This window comes from Methylacidimicrobium cyclopophantes, assembly GCF_902143385.2.
Classification (GTDB): Bacteria; Verrucomicrobiota; Verrucomicrobiia; order Methylacidiphilales; family Methylacidiphilaceae; genus Methylacidimicrobium; species Methylacidimicrobium cyclopophantes.
Map to the genome: position 1 here is coordinate 12,270 of NZ_CABFUZ020000115.1, position 14,919 is coordinate 27,188.

At 62.4% G+C, this 14,919-nt stretch carries 9 protein-coding genes; 7 read left to right on the plus strand and 2 right to left on the minus strand.

Annotated elements, in window-relative coordinates; genetic code table 11:
* The first annotated feature begins 45 nt into the window (after positions 1 to 45).
* Positions 46 to 678, plus strand: coding sequence for a gamma-glutamyl-gamma-aminobutyrate hydrolase family protein (locus FN369_RS05110; protein WP_142525118.1), 633 nt, complete (start codon positions 46 to 48; stop codon positions 676 to 678).
* Here FN369_RS05110 and FN369_RS05115 read toward each other — a convergent pair.
* The gene (locus tag FN369_RS05115) at positions 675 to 2,258 is read right to left on the minus strand and encodes a hydantoinase B/oxoprolinase family protein (RefSeq protein WP_142525119.1); all 1,584 of its coding nucleotides are present in this window, start codon (positions 2,256 to 2,258) and stop codon (positions 675 to 677) included. The two genes, FN369_RS05110 and FN369_RS05115, sit on opposite strands and share 4 nt — an antisense overlap.
* 40 nt (positions 2,259 to 2,298) lie before the next feature.
* Positions 2,299 to 3,048, minus strand: a complete 750-nt coding sequence (gpmA, locus tag FN369_RS05120) for a 2,3-diphosphoglycerate-dependent phosphoglycerate mutase (RefSeq protein ID WP_142525120.1) — start codon at positions 3,046 to 3,048, stop codon at positions 2,299 to 2,301.
* 122 nt (positions 3,049 to 3,170) lie between these two features.
* On the opposite strand from gpmA, the gene FN369_RS05125 reads away from it, so the two are divergent.
* The 6 genes from FN369_RS05125 to FN369_RS05150 all read left to right on the plus strand — a co-directional run.
* Entirely contained in the window at positions 3,171 to 4,502 is a 1,332-nt protein-coding gene (locus FN369_RS05125; protein ID WP_142525121.1) for a TolC family protein, read from the plus strand.
* Positions 4,503 to 5,762, plus strand: a complete 1,260-nt coding sequence (locus tag FN369_RS05130) for a TolC family protein (protein ID WP_142525122.1) — start codon at positions 4,503 to 4,505, stop codon at positions 5,760 to 5,762.
* A 111-nt stretch (positions 5,763 to 5,873) separates the two neighbouring features.
* Positions 5,874 to 6,713, plus strand: a complete 840-nt coding sequence (locus FN369_RS05135; protein WP_142525123.1) for an efflux RND transporter periplasmic adaptor subunit — start codon at positions 5,874 to 5,876, stop codon at positions 6,711 to 6,713.
* 49 nt (positions 6,714 to 6,762) lie between these two features.
* On the plus strand, positions 6,763 to 9,975 hold the full coding sequence (locus tag FN369_RS05140; RefSeq protein ID WP_246189568.1) for an efflux RND transporter permease subunit: 3,213 nt from the start codon (positions 6,763 to 6,765) through the stop codon (positions 9,973 to 9,975).
* 120 nt (positions 9,976 to 10,095) lie between these two features.
* Entirely contained in the window at positions 10,096 to 13,320 is a 3,225-nt protein-coding gene (locus FN369_RS05145) for an efflux RND transporter permease subunit (protein WP_142525124.1), read from the plus strand.
* On the plus strand, positions 13,317 to 14,919 hold a 1,603-nt coding region (locus FN369_RS05150; protein WP_246189569.1), incomplete at its 3' end, for a heavy metal translocating P-type ATPase. The genes FN369_RS05145 and FN369_RS05150, both read left to right, overlap by 4 nt.

The following is a 14,919-nucleotide window of genomic DNA, read 5'->3' on the forward strand; positions in this document are numbered from 1 at the left end:
GGAAGCGCCGACTCGCGAACGGTCCTTTTCTTGCTATAGGGAATTATGCTTGCCGTCGCTTCCTGGATCCGGTCCAAGGACGAAGCGCTCTTTGGGCGAATCTTCGCACCTGAGGGCTTCTTGCTCCGAAATGCTCGGACCGAAGAGGTTCCGCCGGAATGCTGGCAAGGGCTCCTCCTTACCGGCGGCACCGACATCTCCGCCTCCTTCCTCCAGCAAGAGGTCGACGCCCCGGAGAAGATTCGCCGGCCGAACCCGGAACGCGACCAGTGGGAGTTTTCCGCTCTGCGCTCGGCCCTGGCTCGACGGTTGCCGGTCCTGGGCATCTGCCGCGGCATCCAAATCCTCAACGTCGCCTTGGGCGGCACTCTCCATCTCGACGTGCCAGGCCATGAAAACCTCGAAGATTCCCACACCCAGCCGTTGACCTATGCCAAAGGGGTCGATCTCCGATTTTCCTCGGTGAACAGCTCCCACCACCAGGCGCTCGATCGCTTGGGGACCTCGGTGGTTCCGGAGGCCTGGTGCCGGCTCGATTGGATCGTCGAGCAGGTTCGCGTCGCGGGCTACCCCTTCGTTCGCGGCGTGCAGTTCCATCCGGAACGCGATCCGGTGCGTTACCGGCTGCTCTTCGCGGCCTTTTTCGCCGCCCTGCGCCAAGCCGCAGAGGCCGGTTAACCGGTCCCCATTGGAGAAGGCCGACCCCACCCGCCCCCTCCGGGAGTTCGAATCGAGAGGATTTGGCCCCGTCTCGCCCGGAAGCTGATCTTACCAGGGAGAAAAGCCTCCCCGCCCTCGTCGATCAGCACATTCTCCCCACATTTTCCATTGGCTCCGCCTTGCAACCCGTAAGGAGGAAAGCGCCGGCGCTCCGAGAGGAGGGTGACATCCATGTCGGCCAAGAACTCGATCTCTCGGATAATTCCGTCTCCGCCCCGGTGCCTTCCGGCCCCCCCGGAACCTCGTCGCAGCCGATAAGCGGCGATCCGGATCGGCAGCGCATGCTCCAACGCCTCCACCGGAGTGTTCCACGAGTTGGTCATATGGGTATGAACGCCGCTATCTCCCTCTCCGGCGGGGCCGCCTCCCATACCGCCGGCAATCGTTTCATAATAGGCGAAGGCTGAACCCGAATCGGGATCGACCCCTCCAAGGGTGAGGTTATTCATCGTTCCCCCGGATGCGGCGGGAATCGCTTCGGGCAATGCCTGGCTCAGAGCCCGGAGGAGCACGTCGACCAGCCGCTGGGAGGTCTCCACATTCCCTGCGGCGACCGCAGCCGGAAAGAGGGCGTTGACCACCGAGCCCGATGGAGCAACCACCTGAACCGGAGCGAGTAAACCCGCATTGGCTGGAACGTCCTCCCGCAACAAGCAGCGTACGACGTAGGAGACGGCGGAGAGAGCGATCGCCAACACCGCGTTGACGCTTCCTTGCACCTGACGGGCGGATCCGGTGAAATCGACGAGCGCTTCGTCTCCCCTCTTTCGGATCGCCACCCGAATCGGGATCGGTTCTTCCGAAAAACCGTCGTCATCCAAGTAGTCCAAGGCCTCGTAGGTACCGTCCGGGATGTCCGACAGCCGCTTGCGGACCATCCGCTCCGTATACTCGATCAGGGACTCGGCCGCCCTCTGCATCTGCTCTTTCCCATACCGCCCGAGCATCTGTTGGAGCCGCGCCTCGCCGGTTCGATTCGCCGCGAGCTGGGCGCTCAAATCCCCCTCCCGCTCTCCCGGAGTCCGCACGTTTGCCAGGATGACTTGGAGCAGAGACTCGTTCCACTTCCCGCTTTCCACGAGCTTGACCGCAGGGATGCGCAAGCCTTCCTGAAAGATGTCCGAAGACGGCGGCATGGAACCCGCCGTCATTCCGCCGATATCCGCATGATGGGCGCGGCTGGCGACGTAGAAGAGGGGCATCCCGCTTGGTTGCCCCTTTTCATAAACCGGAGACACCATCGTTAGGTCAGGAAGATGGGTCCCGCCCTCATAAGGGTCATTGAGAATCACGACGTCTCCCGGTCCCATTGGGACCGCTTGAATCGCCCGCCGGACGGCGACCGGCATGGAGCCGAGATGGACGGGCATGTGATCTCCCTGGGCGGCCAGCCGGCCGTCCGCTTCGTAAACGGCGCAGGAATAGTCGCACCGCTCCCGGATATTGGGGGAAAAGGCGGTCCGGCGCAGAGCATACCCCATCTCCTCCGCGACGGAGACGAAGAGGGCTCGGAAGATCTCGAGTTGGACGGGGTTTATCGGATCTTCTCCTCCGGAAGCCTTACGAGAGGCGCACGGCTCACCCGGCTTGCCCTTGCGCGACGACGTTTGCCGCGGCGCGGGCTACCTCTTCGTCCGAAGCCAGGTAGCGCCGGCCGATCGGGCGCAGCTCGGAGTCGAGCTCGTAGAGCAAGGGAATCCCGGTGGGGATGTTGAGCTTCACGATCTCCTCCTCCGACATCCCATCCAAATACTTCACCAGCGCCCGCAGGCTGTTTCCATGAGCCGCCACGATGAGCCGCTTCCCCGCCCGGATCCGAGGAGCGATCTCGCCCCTCCAATAGGGAATCACACGAGCCAGGGTGTCTTCTAGGCTCTCTCCCGTCGGTAGAGAACCGGCGGGAACGGAAGAGTAGCGGGGATCGTGCCGCGGATGGGCCGGATCGTCCGGAGAAAGCTGCGGCGGACGAACATCGTAGGAGCGTCTCCAGAGCAACACCTGCTCCTCGCCGTACTTTCGCGCCATTTCCTTCTTGTTGAGCCCTTGGAGAGCGCCGTAGTGGCGCTCGTTGAGCTGCCAAGCACAAACGGTCGGAATCCACATCTGGTCGAGAGCGTCGAGCACGATCCAGAGAGTGCGAATCGACCGCTTCAAGACGGAAGTGTAGGCCTCGTCAAATCGGAATCCGGCTTCCCGCAAGCGCTCCCCCGCCCGCAGCGCCTCCTCCTTTCCTCGCTCGGAAAGATCGACATCCACCCAACCGGTAAAAAGGTTCTCTCGATTCCAGATGCTCTCGCCATGCCGCAGCAAAACCAGTCGACAGCTCACCTCTTCGTTGTAGCCGCCGGCAAAAGCGCGCGTCAAGCAAGCCCGGAGCCGACGTCCCTCGCGGCCAAAAGAGCCTTCCCTCGGCTTTTCCTCCTCTCTATAGATGCTGGGAACGCTTTTTCATGAACCAAAAGAGAGCTTTCCTTCGGCGGATCCAGGAGTCTTTGGCCCTCGGCTCGCTCTTGCTCCTGCTTCCTGGAGCGGCTTCCGGAGCGGTGCCGCCGCAGGAGGACATTCTGCGCGCCCTCGTGGCCGAGGCTCGAGCCGAGAATCCCGATTTTCGCTCGTACGAGGCGGCGATCCAAGCCGCCGAAGGACAGTTCGTCCAGATCGGGATGCTGCCCAAGCCCCAGTTGATCGCCTTCGTCGGACCCTACCTGAGCGGGGGGGGAGCCGGTCAGACCGTGCTTGGATACCAACAGGAGTTCGAGATTCTTCAACCCTTTTACTTCCCGGGAAAAGTCTCGCTGCGGAAAGCCGTCGCCCGTCGCGACGTCCTCCTTGCACAGCTGCTCTTCGAGGAGTTCGGACTTTCGCTCGAGGTCGCCGTGCGATCCCTTGCGCAGCAGATCGGCGTCACCGTCGCAAGCGTTGGGGCGGCGCGGGAAGTGGAGGAGCGGACCGCCTCCGTCGTCGAGTTTTTGGAGAAGCGCCCAAAGACGGGCATTCTCGGATACCTCGACGCCCACATCTTGTCAGGAAGTCTCGTCGGTCTCCAGCAAGAGGTCCGCTGGCTGGAAGAAAACCGGTGGACGCTGGTCGCTCAACTCAACGCCTATTTGGGCCGACCGGCGGAGACACCCGTCCCGGACTTTCTGCTTCCTTGGGAATCCTTCCCGCCGCTCTCCCTCGACCGCCTATTGGCGCAGGCCCAAGGACACAACGTCCTCCTGCGAATCCATCGCGTCTTGATCGAGCGCTCTCGCCGCCAGCGCAAGGCGACGGAACTCGCCGGCTATCCCGACCTGGCCATGGGACCGTTTTGGATGGCCTACCAAGGGGTAAACTTCGACGCCGGCCCCGGTTTCACGATCACGGTCGGCTTACCGGTCGGTAAAGCGGAAATTCCCGGGATCGAGGGTGTAGCCTGGGCAGGCCAGAGCGGCAATCTCGCAACCGCCAAGGCTCAGGAAGAGCAAGCGATGGCTCTCTTTCCGGCCGCTCAGCGGAACGTGGAAAGTTTGCTCTTTGCCCGCCTCTCCGCCTACGAGGGCGCAAGGAATCAGATCGCTCTCCAACCGCCCAGCTTGATCGCCTCCCTCCGCGAAGCGGCCGCTCTCGCCGAGCGCCAATACCGGATCGGAGCCATCGACGTCCACCGCTTCCTCGCCGCCCAACAACAATATCTTTCCGCCTTCCGCACCGCGCTCGCCGCCCGGATGGACGCGGCGCTCGCCTGGCTCGACCTCTTCTTCTTGACGGGAGGGGAGTTGCCAGCCAAGGGTTTCCCCTAAATGAAGGGAGTCCGGGTCCCCCTCGCTTTTCTGCTCCTTGCCGCAAGCTGCGGACCGGCGCCGGCCGAGGATCGGCAAACTGCGCTCGACTCTCTCGTCGCCGAGGCCCTGGCACGGAATCCGGAAATCGCCTATTACGAGGGGGCGATCGCAGCCGCCAAAGGGCAGGTGGTCCAGGCACGCATCATTCCCTACCCGCAGATCGAAGGATTCGCCGGTCCTTGGTACAGCACGCCGACGGGCGGCAGGACGACTACCGGCTGGATGCAAGAATACGCTATCTACCAGCCGGTCTTCTTTCCTGGGAAGATGTCCCTGGCTAAGGCGATTGCGGAAAAGGATGTCCGAGTCGCCGAGCTCGGCCTCCAGCAGTTTCGCTTGAGCCTGGCGATGCAAGTCCGAACCCTGGCCTATCGTCTGGGAGTCGGAACGGCAAACGCAAGGATCGCCCGGGAAGTTTCGGAGAGGGCCGCGGGGTTGGTCGACTTCCTCCGCAAGCGCCCCGCCGCCGGAGTGCAAGGCTATCTCGATTTACGCATCTTGGAAGGAAGCCTTGTCGATTTGCAAAGGATGGCGCGGGAGTTGGAGCAGAATCGGCGGGCCATTCAGGCGCAGATCAACGCCCTTCGTGCCCGTCCGGCCGCCACACCCGTCCCGGACACGATCTTTCCTCCGGCGGAGGCGCCTTCCCTCGCCCTCCCCGTCCTGCAGGAGCAGGCAAAAAGCCGGAACTATGCTCTGCTCATGCGGCAGACCGAAATCGACCGTGCGGCCAAGTCGCTCGATGCCGCGAAGCTCGCAGCACTTCCCGATTTCTCAGTCGGCCCCTTCTGGATCGGAGAGAAGGGAACCAATTTCGACCAGGGACCGGGAATCGTCTTCACAAGCGGTCTCCCGTTCTGGAACGACAATCGGGGCAATATTCTGACCGCCGACGCGCAGCGGCGACAGGCCGAAGCTCTGCACGGCTCCGCCGTCTGGAGCATCCAGAGCGCAGTGGCCACCGCCTATGCTACCTATCAGACGGTTCGGAAGCAGCTCGGAGAGCAATCGCATGATGTCATACCCCGGCTTCAGCGCGCCGCCGAATTAGCCGACCGACAGTACCGACTGGGAGCGATCCCGGTGCAGACCTTCCTCGAAATGCAGCGCCAGTATCTCTACTCCGCCCAAGCTCTCTACACGGCGGCTTTGGATCTGCAAACGGCTCTGCTCAACCTGGAAAATCTGACTGCGGGAGCTACTCCGGCTCCTCGCTGATCTGCTCGAGGCCATGACCCACACGACTTTACGGCAAAGACCCCTCGCCGCGCAAACGCGGAGACGGTTGCAAGTCTGAGACGAGAGCCCGGAATTGAGGCCGCCTCGAACATGCTCTTCCACCTCACTCCCCCGCAACGCCTCGGCTGGGCCCTCGGCGCGTGGCTGGCCTTCTTCGCCCCTTTGGGGAAGGCTGCAGATCAGGCGGGGGCGGCCAATCTGCCCATATTGCAAGAGCCGAAGATCGTTTTGGAGAATTCCTCTGCGAAGAAGGAAGCCGAGGAGCTCCCGCAGCTCGTTCCGGAAAAGGGTCTCCTTCTCAGTGAAGTGACCCGCAAAGCTCTGCGGATCGAAACGACGCCGGTCGTCATCCACGGTCTGGCTCCCCAACTGAGCGGAAGCGCCCAGGTTTACCGCGGCGCCTCCGAAAGGGCGCAGTCGAGCAGCTCGATCCGATCCGGGAACGCTTACGCCACCGTCTTCATCGATCCCCGAACGGCCGATAAGCTCAAGGTCGGAAATCCGGTCCTCCTTCGCCACAAAGGACAGTCCCCGGCTGCGGAGCCCGAAAAGACGGGAAAAATCTTTCAGATCGATCGGGAGCTCGTCTCGGTTACCGGCCAAGCAGAGCTCCTGATCGAGTTTCCCGATCCAACCAATGCGTTCCCAGTCGGCACCTGGATTGAATTTTCGACCCCGCTCGGGACCGATGCTTCCCGTCTGGCGATACCGCGGAGCGCTCTTTTGGCGACCGCCGAAGGCAACTTCGTCTACGTTTGGGACGGTCGATTCTATCGCCGAACGCCGATCGCCGTCTCCTTCGGGGCCGACGGCTTGGTTGCCTTCGTCGGCAACCCGCCTGCGGGCACCCTCGTAGTCTCGCGGGGAGCGGAGGATCTCTGGCTCTTGGAGCTCTCGCTCCGGCAGGGAGTCACTAGGAGTTCCGAATGAAAAGAGATTGCGGTAAGCTGGCGAAGCTTCCCGATGCCGGAAGCGAGCGATGATGCAACGACTCTTGGCCTTTTCGCTGCGCCGGCGGGAACTGGTCCTCTTCGCCGCGTTCGGATTGCTCTGCGCCGGATTCTGGTCGGCACTGCAAATCCCCATTGATGCGGTTCCCGATATCACCAGCCCCATGGTGCAGGTGAATACCCCGGTCCCGGCCTTGGCTCCCGAAGAGATCGAAAAGCTCGTGACCTTTCCATTGGAAATCGAGCTTTCCGGTATCCCCGGCATGGAGACGATGCGCTCGCTCTCCAAGTTTGGTCTTTCCCAAATCACGATGATCTTTCGGGATGGGACCGATCTCTACCGGAGTCGTCAACTGGTCAGCGAGCGGCTCCTGACCGCGGCGGCCAAGCTCCCTCGGGATTTGACTCCGACGCTGGCGCCGATTGCGACCGGAATGGGCGAAATTCTCTACTACACGCTCGATTACCGACCGGATGCCAAGGAGAAGCCCCCTACCGAGATGCTCCAGCTCATGGAGCTGCGTCTTCTCCAGGAGTACACGGTCAAGCCCCTTCTCCGGATGGTGCCGGGAGTGGCGGATGTAAATACCAGCGGGGGCTTTCAAAAGCTCATCTTGATCGAGCCGAATCCAGAGAGCCTCTTTCATGCCGGCATCACCGCTTCGGAGCTGGCCTCCCTGATCGGAAAGAATGTCGAGAACGCAGGAGGTGCCGTCATCGACCAAGCGGGACAGCAACTCTTCGTCCGCTCGCTCGGCCGAGTCGAGGATCTCCGGCAGATCGAACGGTTGCCGATCAAGTATGGCGGATCCGCCAAGCCGATCCTCGTCAGCGACCTTGCGCGGGTGAGCGTCGGCCCCAATATCCGGACGGGCGCGGCCACCTATAATGGCAAGGAGACCGTGCTCGGGACCGTTCTGATGCTGATTGGAGAAAATGCCCTGACCGTCGCGCAGAGAGTCAAGGCGAAGATGGCCGAAGTACAGCAGCGCCTTCCTCCCGGCGTCGAGCTGCAGATCGTCTACGATCAATCGGATCTGGTCAACCGGACGATCCACACCGTCATCAAGAATCTTTCGGAAGGAGCTCTGCTGGTCATCGGCGTTCTCTTTTTCCTGGTAGCGAATGTTCGGGCGAGCCTGCTCGTCGCGTCTGTCATCCCCCTTTCCTTTCTCTTCGCGATCGCGCTCATGCGCCCGCTCCACGTTTCAGCCAACCTCATGAGCCTGGGCGCCATCGACTTCGGCTTGCTCGTCGATGGGGCGGTCGTCATCGTCGAGAACACGATCCGAGAGGTCGCCAGACGTCAGGCGCAGCTCGGCCGCCTGCTCACGCAGGCCGAACGCCATTCGGCGCTCCTGGCCGCCGCCGAGCAAGTCGGACCTTCCGTCTTCTTTGGAGTGCTCGTGATCGCCGTGGTCTACTTTCCAATTCTGGCGCTGGGAGGGATCGAAGGGAAGATGTTCCGTCCGATGGCCCTGACCGTCATCCTCGCGCTCTCCGGCTCCCTCCTGTTGGCGTTCAGCTACGTCCCGGCGGGGGCTTCCCTCTGGCTCGGCAAGGGATTGCACGATCGGGAGAGCCTCTTCATCCGTTGGGCAAGAGCCCTTTACACCCCGGCGCTCCGATGGACGCTCGGCTGGGGTGGGGCCGTCGTCGTGCTCTCGTCGTTTGGCCTCTTTGCGCTCTCCCTCGTCTTTTTGAGCCGGATGGGAGCGGTCTTCGTGCCCCGTCTCAACGAAGGCTCTTTCACCGTGATGATGTACAAAACGTGGTCGATGGGCCTGCCAGCCTCGATGGCACTCGAGAAGGAGACAGAGAGGATGCTTCTCTCCCGCGTTCCGGAGATCTCTCTCATCTTCTCCCGAGCGGGCACCCCGGATATCGCCACCGACCCGATGCCGCAGAACGAAAACGATACCTACATGATCCTCCGCCGGCCGGAGGAGTGGCGGAAAGAGGGGGGGAAGCCGATCAGCCGGGAACGGTTGATCGAGATCATTCAAGGCGAGATCTCGATGCGGGTCCCCGGGCAAGGAATGCTCTTCGGGCAGCCGATCGAGATGCGCTTCAACGAGATGCTCGAGGGAGAAAAGGCCGATCTGGCGGCGAAGTGGTACGGACCCGATTTCGACCTGCTCGAGCCCCTCGCGGCAAAAACCTTGGAGATCCTGCAGAAGATCCCGGGAGCCATCGATGTGCAAATGCAGTCGGCGGGCCGGGCTCCTTCCCTGGAGTTCGCTCCCGACCGCGCGGCTATGGACCGCTACACCGTGGAAGCGGGGGAGATCAATGCGGCGGTGGCGACGTCGATGGCGGGTCAGGTCGTTGGAACGATGATCGACGGCGAGCGGAGATACCCCGTCGTTGTTCGGCTTCCCGACGAGCTCCGCTCGGACCCGAAGGCGATCCTTCGGCTCCCGGTACGGAGCGAATCGGGCGGACTTTTGCCTCTCGGCGAAGTCGGGAGGTACAGCATCGAGAACCGAGTACGCATCATCCACCGCTCGGGAGGAATCCGCTACCAGCCGGTGCAGGTCACTCTCGGCAGCCGCGACGTGGCAGGATTCGTCCGCGAAGCCCAAAGCCGCATCTCCCGAGAGATCCAGGTTCCCCGGGGTTACTTTCTGGAATTCGGCGGCCAGTATCAGAACCTTCTCCGCGCCCAGGCCCGTTTGACGGTGATCGTTCCGGCAGCGCTCCTCTTGATCTTTTTCCTGATCTTCACGGCCTTGGGAAATTTTCGGCAGACCGCCCTCGTGCTGGTGAGCGTGCCCGTCGCGATCACCGGAGGGGTCTTCGGCCTGCAATGGGCCGGCCTCCCGTTCAGCCTCTCGGCGGCCGTCGGCTTTATCGCGCTCTCGGGCATCGCCGTCCTGGCCGCCCTCGTCCTGGTCTCCTTCTTCAACCAGCTCCGCGCGGAAGGGCGGAGCGTCACCGAAGCCGTCTGGGAGGGCTGCCAGATTCGTCTTCGGCCCGTCTTCATGACCGCTACGGTCGCCAGCCTTGGCTTCCTGCCTATGGCGCTTGCAACAGGAGCGGGTGCGGAAGTCCAGCGGCCGCTGGCGATCGTGGTCATCGGCGGCGTGCTCTCCTCGACACTCCTCTCCCTCCTCCTCTTGCCGACTCTCTACTCTTGGATGGAAGGGTGGCGGGAAAGACCCCGGCAAGGAAAGGAGCACCGGCAAGGCCGCAGCCCGTCGATCGCAGGAGAGCCGATCGCGCCCTCCCCCGAGGGATGAGGACCAAGCCCGCTTTTTCCGAACCCGTGGCTCCGTCGGACGGTCTGCGACATCTTCCAGATCGATCCGCCTCCTGCCTTCGGAACGCCGAGCCCCGTCCGCAATCGCTCCGAGGATTCCGTGATTAACGCTCTTCTCCGGTTCGCCGTCCATCGGCGGGAGTTGATCTTTTTCGCCTCCGCGGCAATTTTCGGACTCGGACTCTGGGCGGCGCTCCGACTCCCGATCGATGCGGTGCCCGATATCACGAGCCCGATGGTGCAGGTCAATACCGCGGTTCCCTCCCTTGCTCCAGAGGAGATCGAAAAGCTGGTCACCTTTCCTTTGGAGGTAGAGCTCGCCGGCATCCCCGGACTCGACGTGATGCGCTCGCTCTCCAAGTTCGGTCTTTCGCAGGTAACCCTGATCTTCCGAGACGGAACCGACATCTACCGAAGCCGGCAGCTGGTCAGCGAAAGGCTGCTCGCGGCGGAAGCAAAACTTCCGCGCGGATTAAGCCCTTCGCTCGCCCCGATGGCGACCGGCTTGGGAGAAATCCTCTACTACTCGCTCGAATACCGTCCGGACGCAGAGGACAAGCCGCCCACCGAAATACTGCAGCTCATGGAATTGCGACTGCTCCAAGAATACTCGGTCAAGCCTCTTCTCCGGATGGTTCCCGGAGTCGCCGACATCAACACGTCGGGCGGCTACGAGAAGCTGATCGTCGTTTCCCCCACCGCCGAAAGCCTCTTTCACGCCGGCCTGACCGCATCCGAACTCGGCGCTCTCGTCGGGAAAAACGTCCAAAATGCGGGGGGAGCGGTCATCGACGAGATGGGCCAACAGCTCTTCGTCCGTTCGCTGGGTCGAGTCGAAAGCTTGGAGCAGATCGAGCAGCTGCCGATCAAGTATGCGGGCGGCACGCAGCCTTTATTGGTCCGGAATCTCGCGCAAGTCGCCGTCGGACCGAACATCCGAACCGGGGCTGCGACGGTAAACGGGAAGGAGGCGGTCGTCGGCACGGTGCTCATGCTGATCGGAGAGAATGCGCGGGCTGTCGCAAGCCGCGTGAAGGAAAAGATGGCAGAAATCCGAAAGAGGCTTCCCGCTTCGGTCGAGATCCGCATTCTTTACGATCAGTCGGAGTTGGTCAGCCGGACGATTCAGACCGTCGTCAAAAACCTTACGGAAGGCGCCCTCTTGGTCGTCGGTGTCCTCTTTCTCTTGGTGGGCGATGTCCGGGCAAGCCTTCTGGTCACTTCCGTGATCCCCCTTTCCTTCCTCTTTGCACTCCTCTCTATGGGTCCGCTCCACATCTCCGCCAACTTGATGAGCCTGGGAGCCATCGATTTCGGCCTGCTCGTAGATGGGGCGGTCGTCCTGGTGGACAACGCGCTTCGAGAGCTCGCCCAGCGCCGAAGCCGTGTTGGGCACCCTCTTTCCCCTTCCGAGAGGCTTTCGACGATCCTCTTTGCGGCCGAGCAGGTCGGGCCTTCCGTCTTCTTCGGCGTCTTGGTGATTACGGTGGTCTACGTGCCGATTCTCTCCTTAGGGGGGATCGAGGGGAAGATGTTCCGACCTATGGCCTTTTCGGTGATCCTCGCCCTTTCGGGATCTCTTCTTCTGGCTCTGACCTACGTTCCCGCAGCAGCCACGGTTTGGATCCGGGGAAACGGTTCCGACCGGGAGACGTGGATGGTCCGGATCGCCCGGAAGGCCTATCTTCCGCTGCTTCGCTGGACCCTCGGCCGCGGCGGCATCCTCGTGGTGGGCGGCTCCTTCGCGGCTTTCGCCTTCGCTCTCTGGACACTCCGCCATATGGGGGCGGTCTTTGTTCCCCGCCTCGACGAGGGCGCCTTTACCATCGAATTTTACAAGGCGCCGTCGGTGAGCCTCGAGGCATCCGTTGCCATTGAAAAGGCGACGGAGAAGATGCTTTTGGAGCGCATTCCGGAAGCCGAAGTTCTCTTTTCGCGAACGGGCACCTCCGAAATCGCAACGGATCCCATGCCCCCGAACGAAAACGATTTGTATATGATGCTCCGGCCCCGCTCCCAGTGGCGCAGGGAAAACGGGCGCCCAATCGATCGGGAAAGGCTCATCGAAATCATCTCCCGGGAAGTGGAGACGCGCGTTCCGGGACAGAGCATGCTCTTCGTGCAGCCGATCGAAATGCGCTTCAACGATATGCTCGAAGGGCAACGCGCCGAGCTCGCGGTGAAGTGGTTCGGACCCGATTACGATATCCTCGAGGGGCTGGCATCGCGGACTCAAGAGATTCTGCGCACCATCCCGGGCGCCCTCGAAGTCGAGTTCCAGTCGGCCGGACGCTGCCCTTCCTTGGAGTTCCGCCCCGACCGCGTCGCGATGGAGCGATATATCGTCGAATCGGTGGAAATCAACAACGCAATCGCCACCGGTATCGGGGGAGAGACCGTAGGAACGATGATCGACGGAGAACGCCGCTATCCCCTTGTGATCCGGCTACCCGAAGCGGAAAGAAGCGATCCGAAGAAAGTCCTGGAGCTCCCCGTCCGTAGCGAGAACGGGGGGCTCCTTCCGCTCAAGGAGGTCGCTGGCTACACGATTCGCAACAGGGTCCGAATGATCCATCGCGGGAGCGGAATCCGCTACCAGGTTCTCGAAGTCACCCTCGGCAGCAGGGACCTGGAAGGCTTTGTTCGTGAGGCACGAACGCGGATTCTTCGGGCCCTGCACCCCCCTCCCGGCTACTTCTTGGAATTCGGCGGACAATACCAAAACCTCGTCCACGCGCAGGCGCGCCTGGCGGTCATCATTCCGGCGGGCCTCTTACTCATCTTCTTTCTTCTCTACACCGCACTCGGCAGCTTGCGGCAGACATTGCTCGTGCTTTTGAGCGTCCCGGTCGCGGCGACGGGGGGAATCTTCTCCCTCCGAATCCTGAACCTTCCTTTCAGTCTTTCCGCCGCCGTCGGTTTCATCGCCCTTTCGGGAATCGCCACGCTCGCCTCGCTTGTGCTCATCTCTTTCTTCAATCAACTGCGTAACGATGGAAAGAGCGTTCGGGAGTCGGTCTGGGAGGGTTGCCAGATTCGATTGCGGCCGGTGCTCATGACGGCGGCCGTAGCCAGCCTCGGCTTCCTTCCGATGGCGCTCGCCCAGGGTGCAGGCGCCGAGGTCCAGAGGCCGCTCGCTCTCGTCGTGATCGGGGGCATCCTTTCCTCGAGCCTTCTTTCCCTTCTCCTTCTACCGGCGCTCTACACTTGGACGGAGCGGGACGACGCAAGACATCGCTCTTCGATGCAGCCGAAATCGACCGCGGAGCAAAACCCTCTTGCCGCCGAATCCCCCCACGCCGCCGCCGCGGACGACCCCTCGTGAAGCGCCCGATCCTTCCGCAGGAACCCCGCGAGTGGCCCTCCGGGACGCTATCCTGGCTCGTCCAACACCAAAAGGGCGCGATCGCCCTCTTCGCCCTCGCGGCCATCCTTTTGCATTTGGCGCTCCGCTTCTGGCTCCGGCTGCCGCCGAACCAATACGCTCTGCCGCTCTTGCTCACGATTGCGGCGGGAGGCATTCCTCTTCTTTGGGAGTTGGGGAAGAAAATGCTCCGCAGAGAGTTCGGCTCGGACCTCCTCGCCGGGCTCTCCATCCTCGTCTCCTTCCTTCTCGGGGAATACCTCGCAGGCTCGATCATCATCCTCATGCTCTCCGGCGGAGAGTTCCTCGAGAGCTTTGCCACCGCACAGGCCTCCTCCGTCCTCCGCGTCCTGGCCAGGCGGATGCCCTCAATCGCTCACCGGAAAAGAGAGTCCGATTTGGAGGACATCCCTCTTTCCTCCGTCCGTATCGGGGATCGCCTCGTCGTCTATCCCCATGAAACCTGCCCGGTCGACGGCATCGTCATCGAAGGGCAAGGCCACATGGACGAAGTCTACCTGACCGGGGAGCCCTATCGCGTACGGAAGACGCGGGGAGCGAGGGTGCTTTCCGGGGCGATCAACGGGGAGTCTGCATTGACCATCCGATCGACCCGCCTTCCATCCGATTCTCGCTACGCGAAAATTCTGGCCGTGATGATGCAGGCGGAACAGGAGCGACCACGGCTTCGTCGCTTAGCCGATAGGCTCGCGACTTACTACACGCCGTCAGCGGTCGCAGTCGCTGCAGCAACGTGGCTGACCACAGGCCAGCCCCTTCGTTTCCTCGCCGTGCTGGTGATCGCGACCCCCTGCCCGCTCATCCTCGCCATCCCCGTGGCGATCCTCGGAGCCATTTCCCTCTGCGCTCGGCGATCGCTTATCGTGAGAACCCCTGCGGCTCTGGAGGATGTGACGGAATGTCGCACCGCCATTTTCGATAAGACCGGAACTTTGACCTACGGTGAGCCCCGCCTAACCGAATTGACGCTAGCGCCCGGTTTCTCCCGTCCAGAGGTCCTCGCGGCGGCCGCAAGCCTGGAGCGGTACTCGAAGCATCCGCTCGCAAGCGCCGTTCTTGCCGCCGCCCAGGCTGAGGGAATCTCCCCCCCGGAGGCGTCGGAGGTCAGCGAACCACCCGGAGAGGGCCTGCTGGGCGTAGTCGAAGGAAGGAGCATCCGCCTTACCTCTCGTTCCCGACTTACGCCGACTCAGCTTGCGCAGGCGGATCTCCCCTCCTCGTTTGACGGCCTCGAATGCATCGTCCTGGTCGAGGATCGCTACGCGGCGACTTTCCATTTCCGGGACAGCCCCCGCTCCGAGAGCCGCTCCTTTGTGGCTCACCTCGGTCCCAAGCATCAGTTTCGCCGTATTCTCCTCGTCTCCGGCGACAGGGAATCCGAGGTCCGTTACCTTGCCGATCAAGTGGGCATTCGAGAGATCCGCGCCAATCAGACTCCGGAAGAGAAGCTGTCGCTCGTCCAGGGCGAGACCGCCAAAGGCAAGACGCTCTACGTAGGCGACGGCATCAACGATGCTCCAGCGATGATGGCGGCGACCG

Bases quoted from the DNA above. Each gene is read 5' to 3' on its own strand.
- FN369_RS05110 (WP_142525118.1), top strand. From the start codon at position 46: ATGCTTGCCGTCGCTTCCTGGATCCGGTCCAAGGACGAAGCGCTCTTT.
- FN369_RS05125 (WP_142525121.1), top strand. From the start codon at position 3,171: ATGAACCAAAAGAGAGCTTTCCTTCGGCGGATCCAGGAGTCTTTGGCC.
- FN369_RS05135 (WP_142525123.1), top strand. From the start codon at position 5,874: ATGCTCTTCCACCTCACTCCCCCGCAACGCCTCGGCTGGGCCCTCGGC.
- FN369_RS05130 (WP_142525122.1), top strand. From the start codon at position 4,503: ATGAAGGGAGTCCGGGTCCCCCTCGCTTTTCTGCTCCTTGCCGCAAGC.
- FN369_RS05140 (WP_246189568.1), top strand. From the start codon at position 6,763: ATGATGCAACGACTCTTGGCCTTTTCGCTGCGCCGGCGGGAACTGGTC.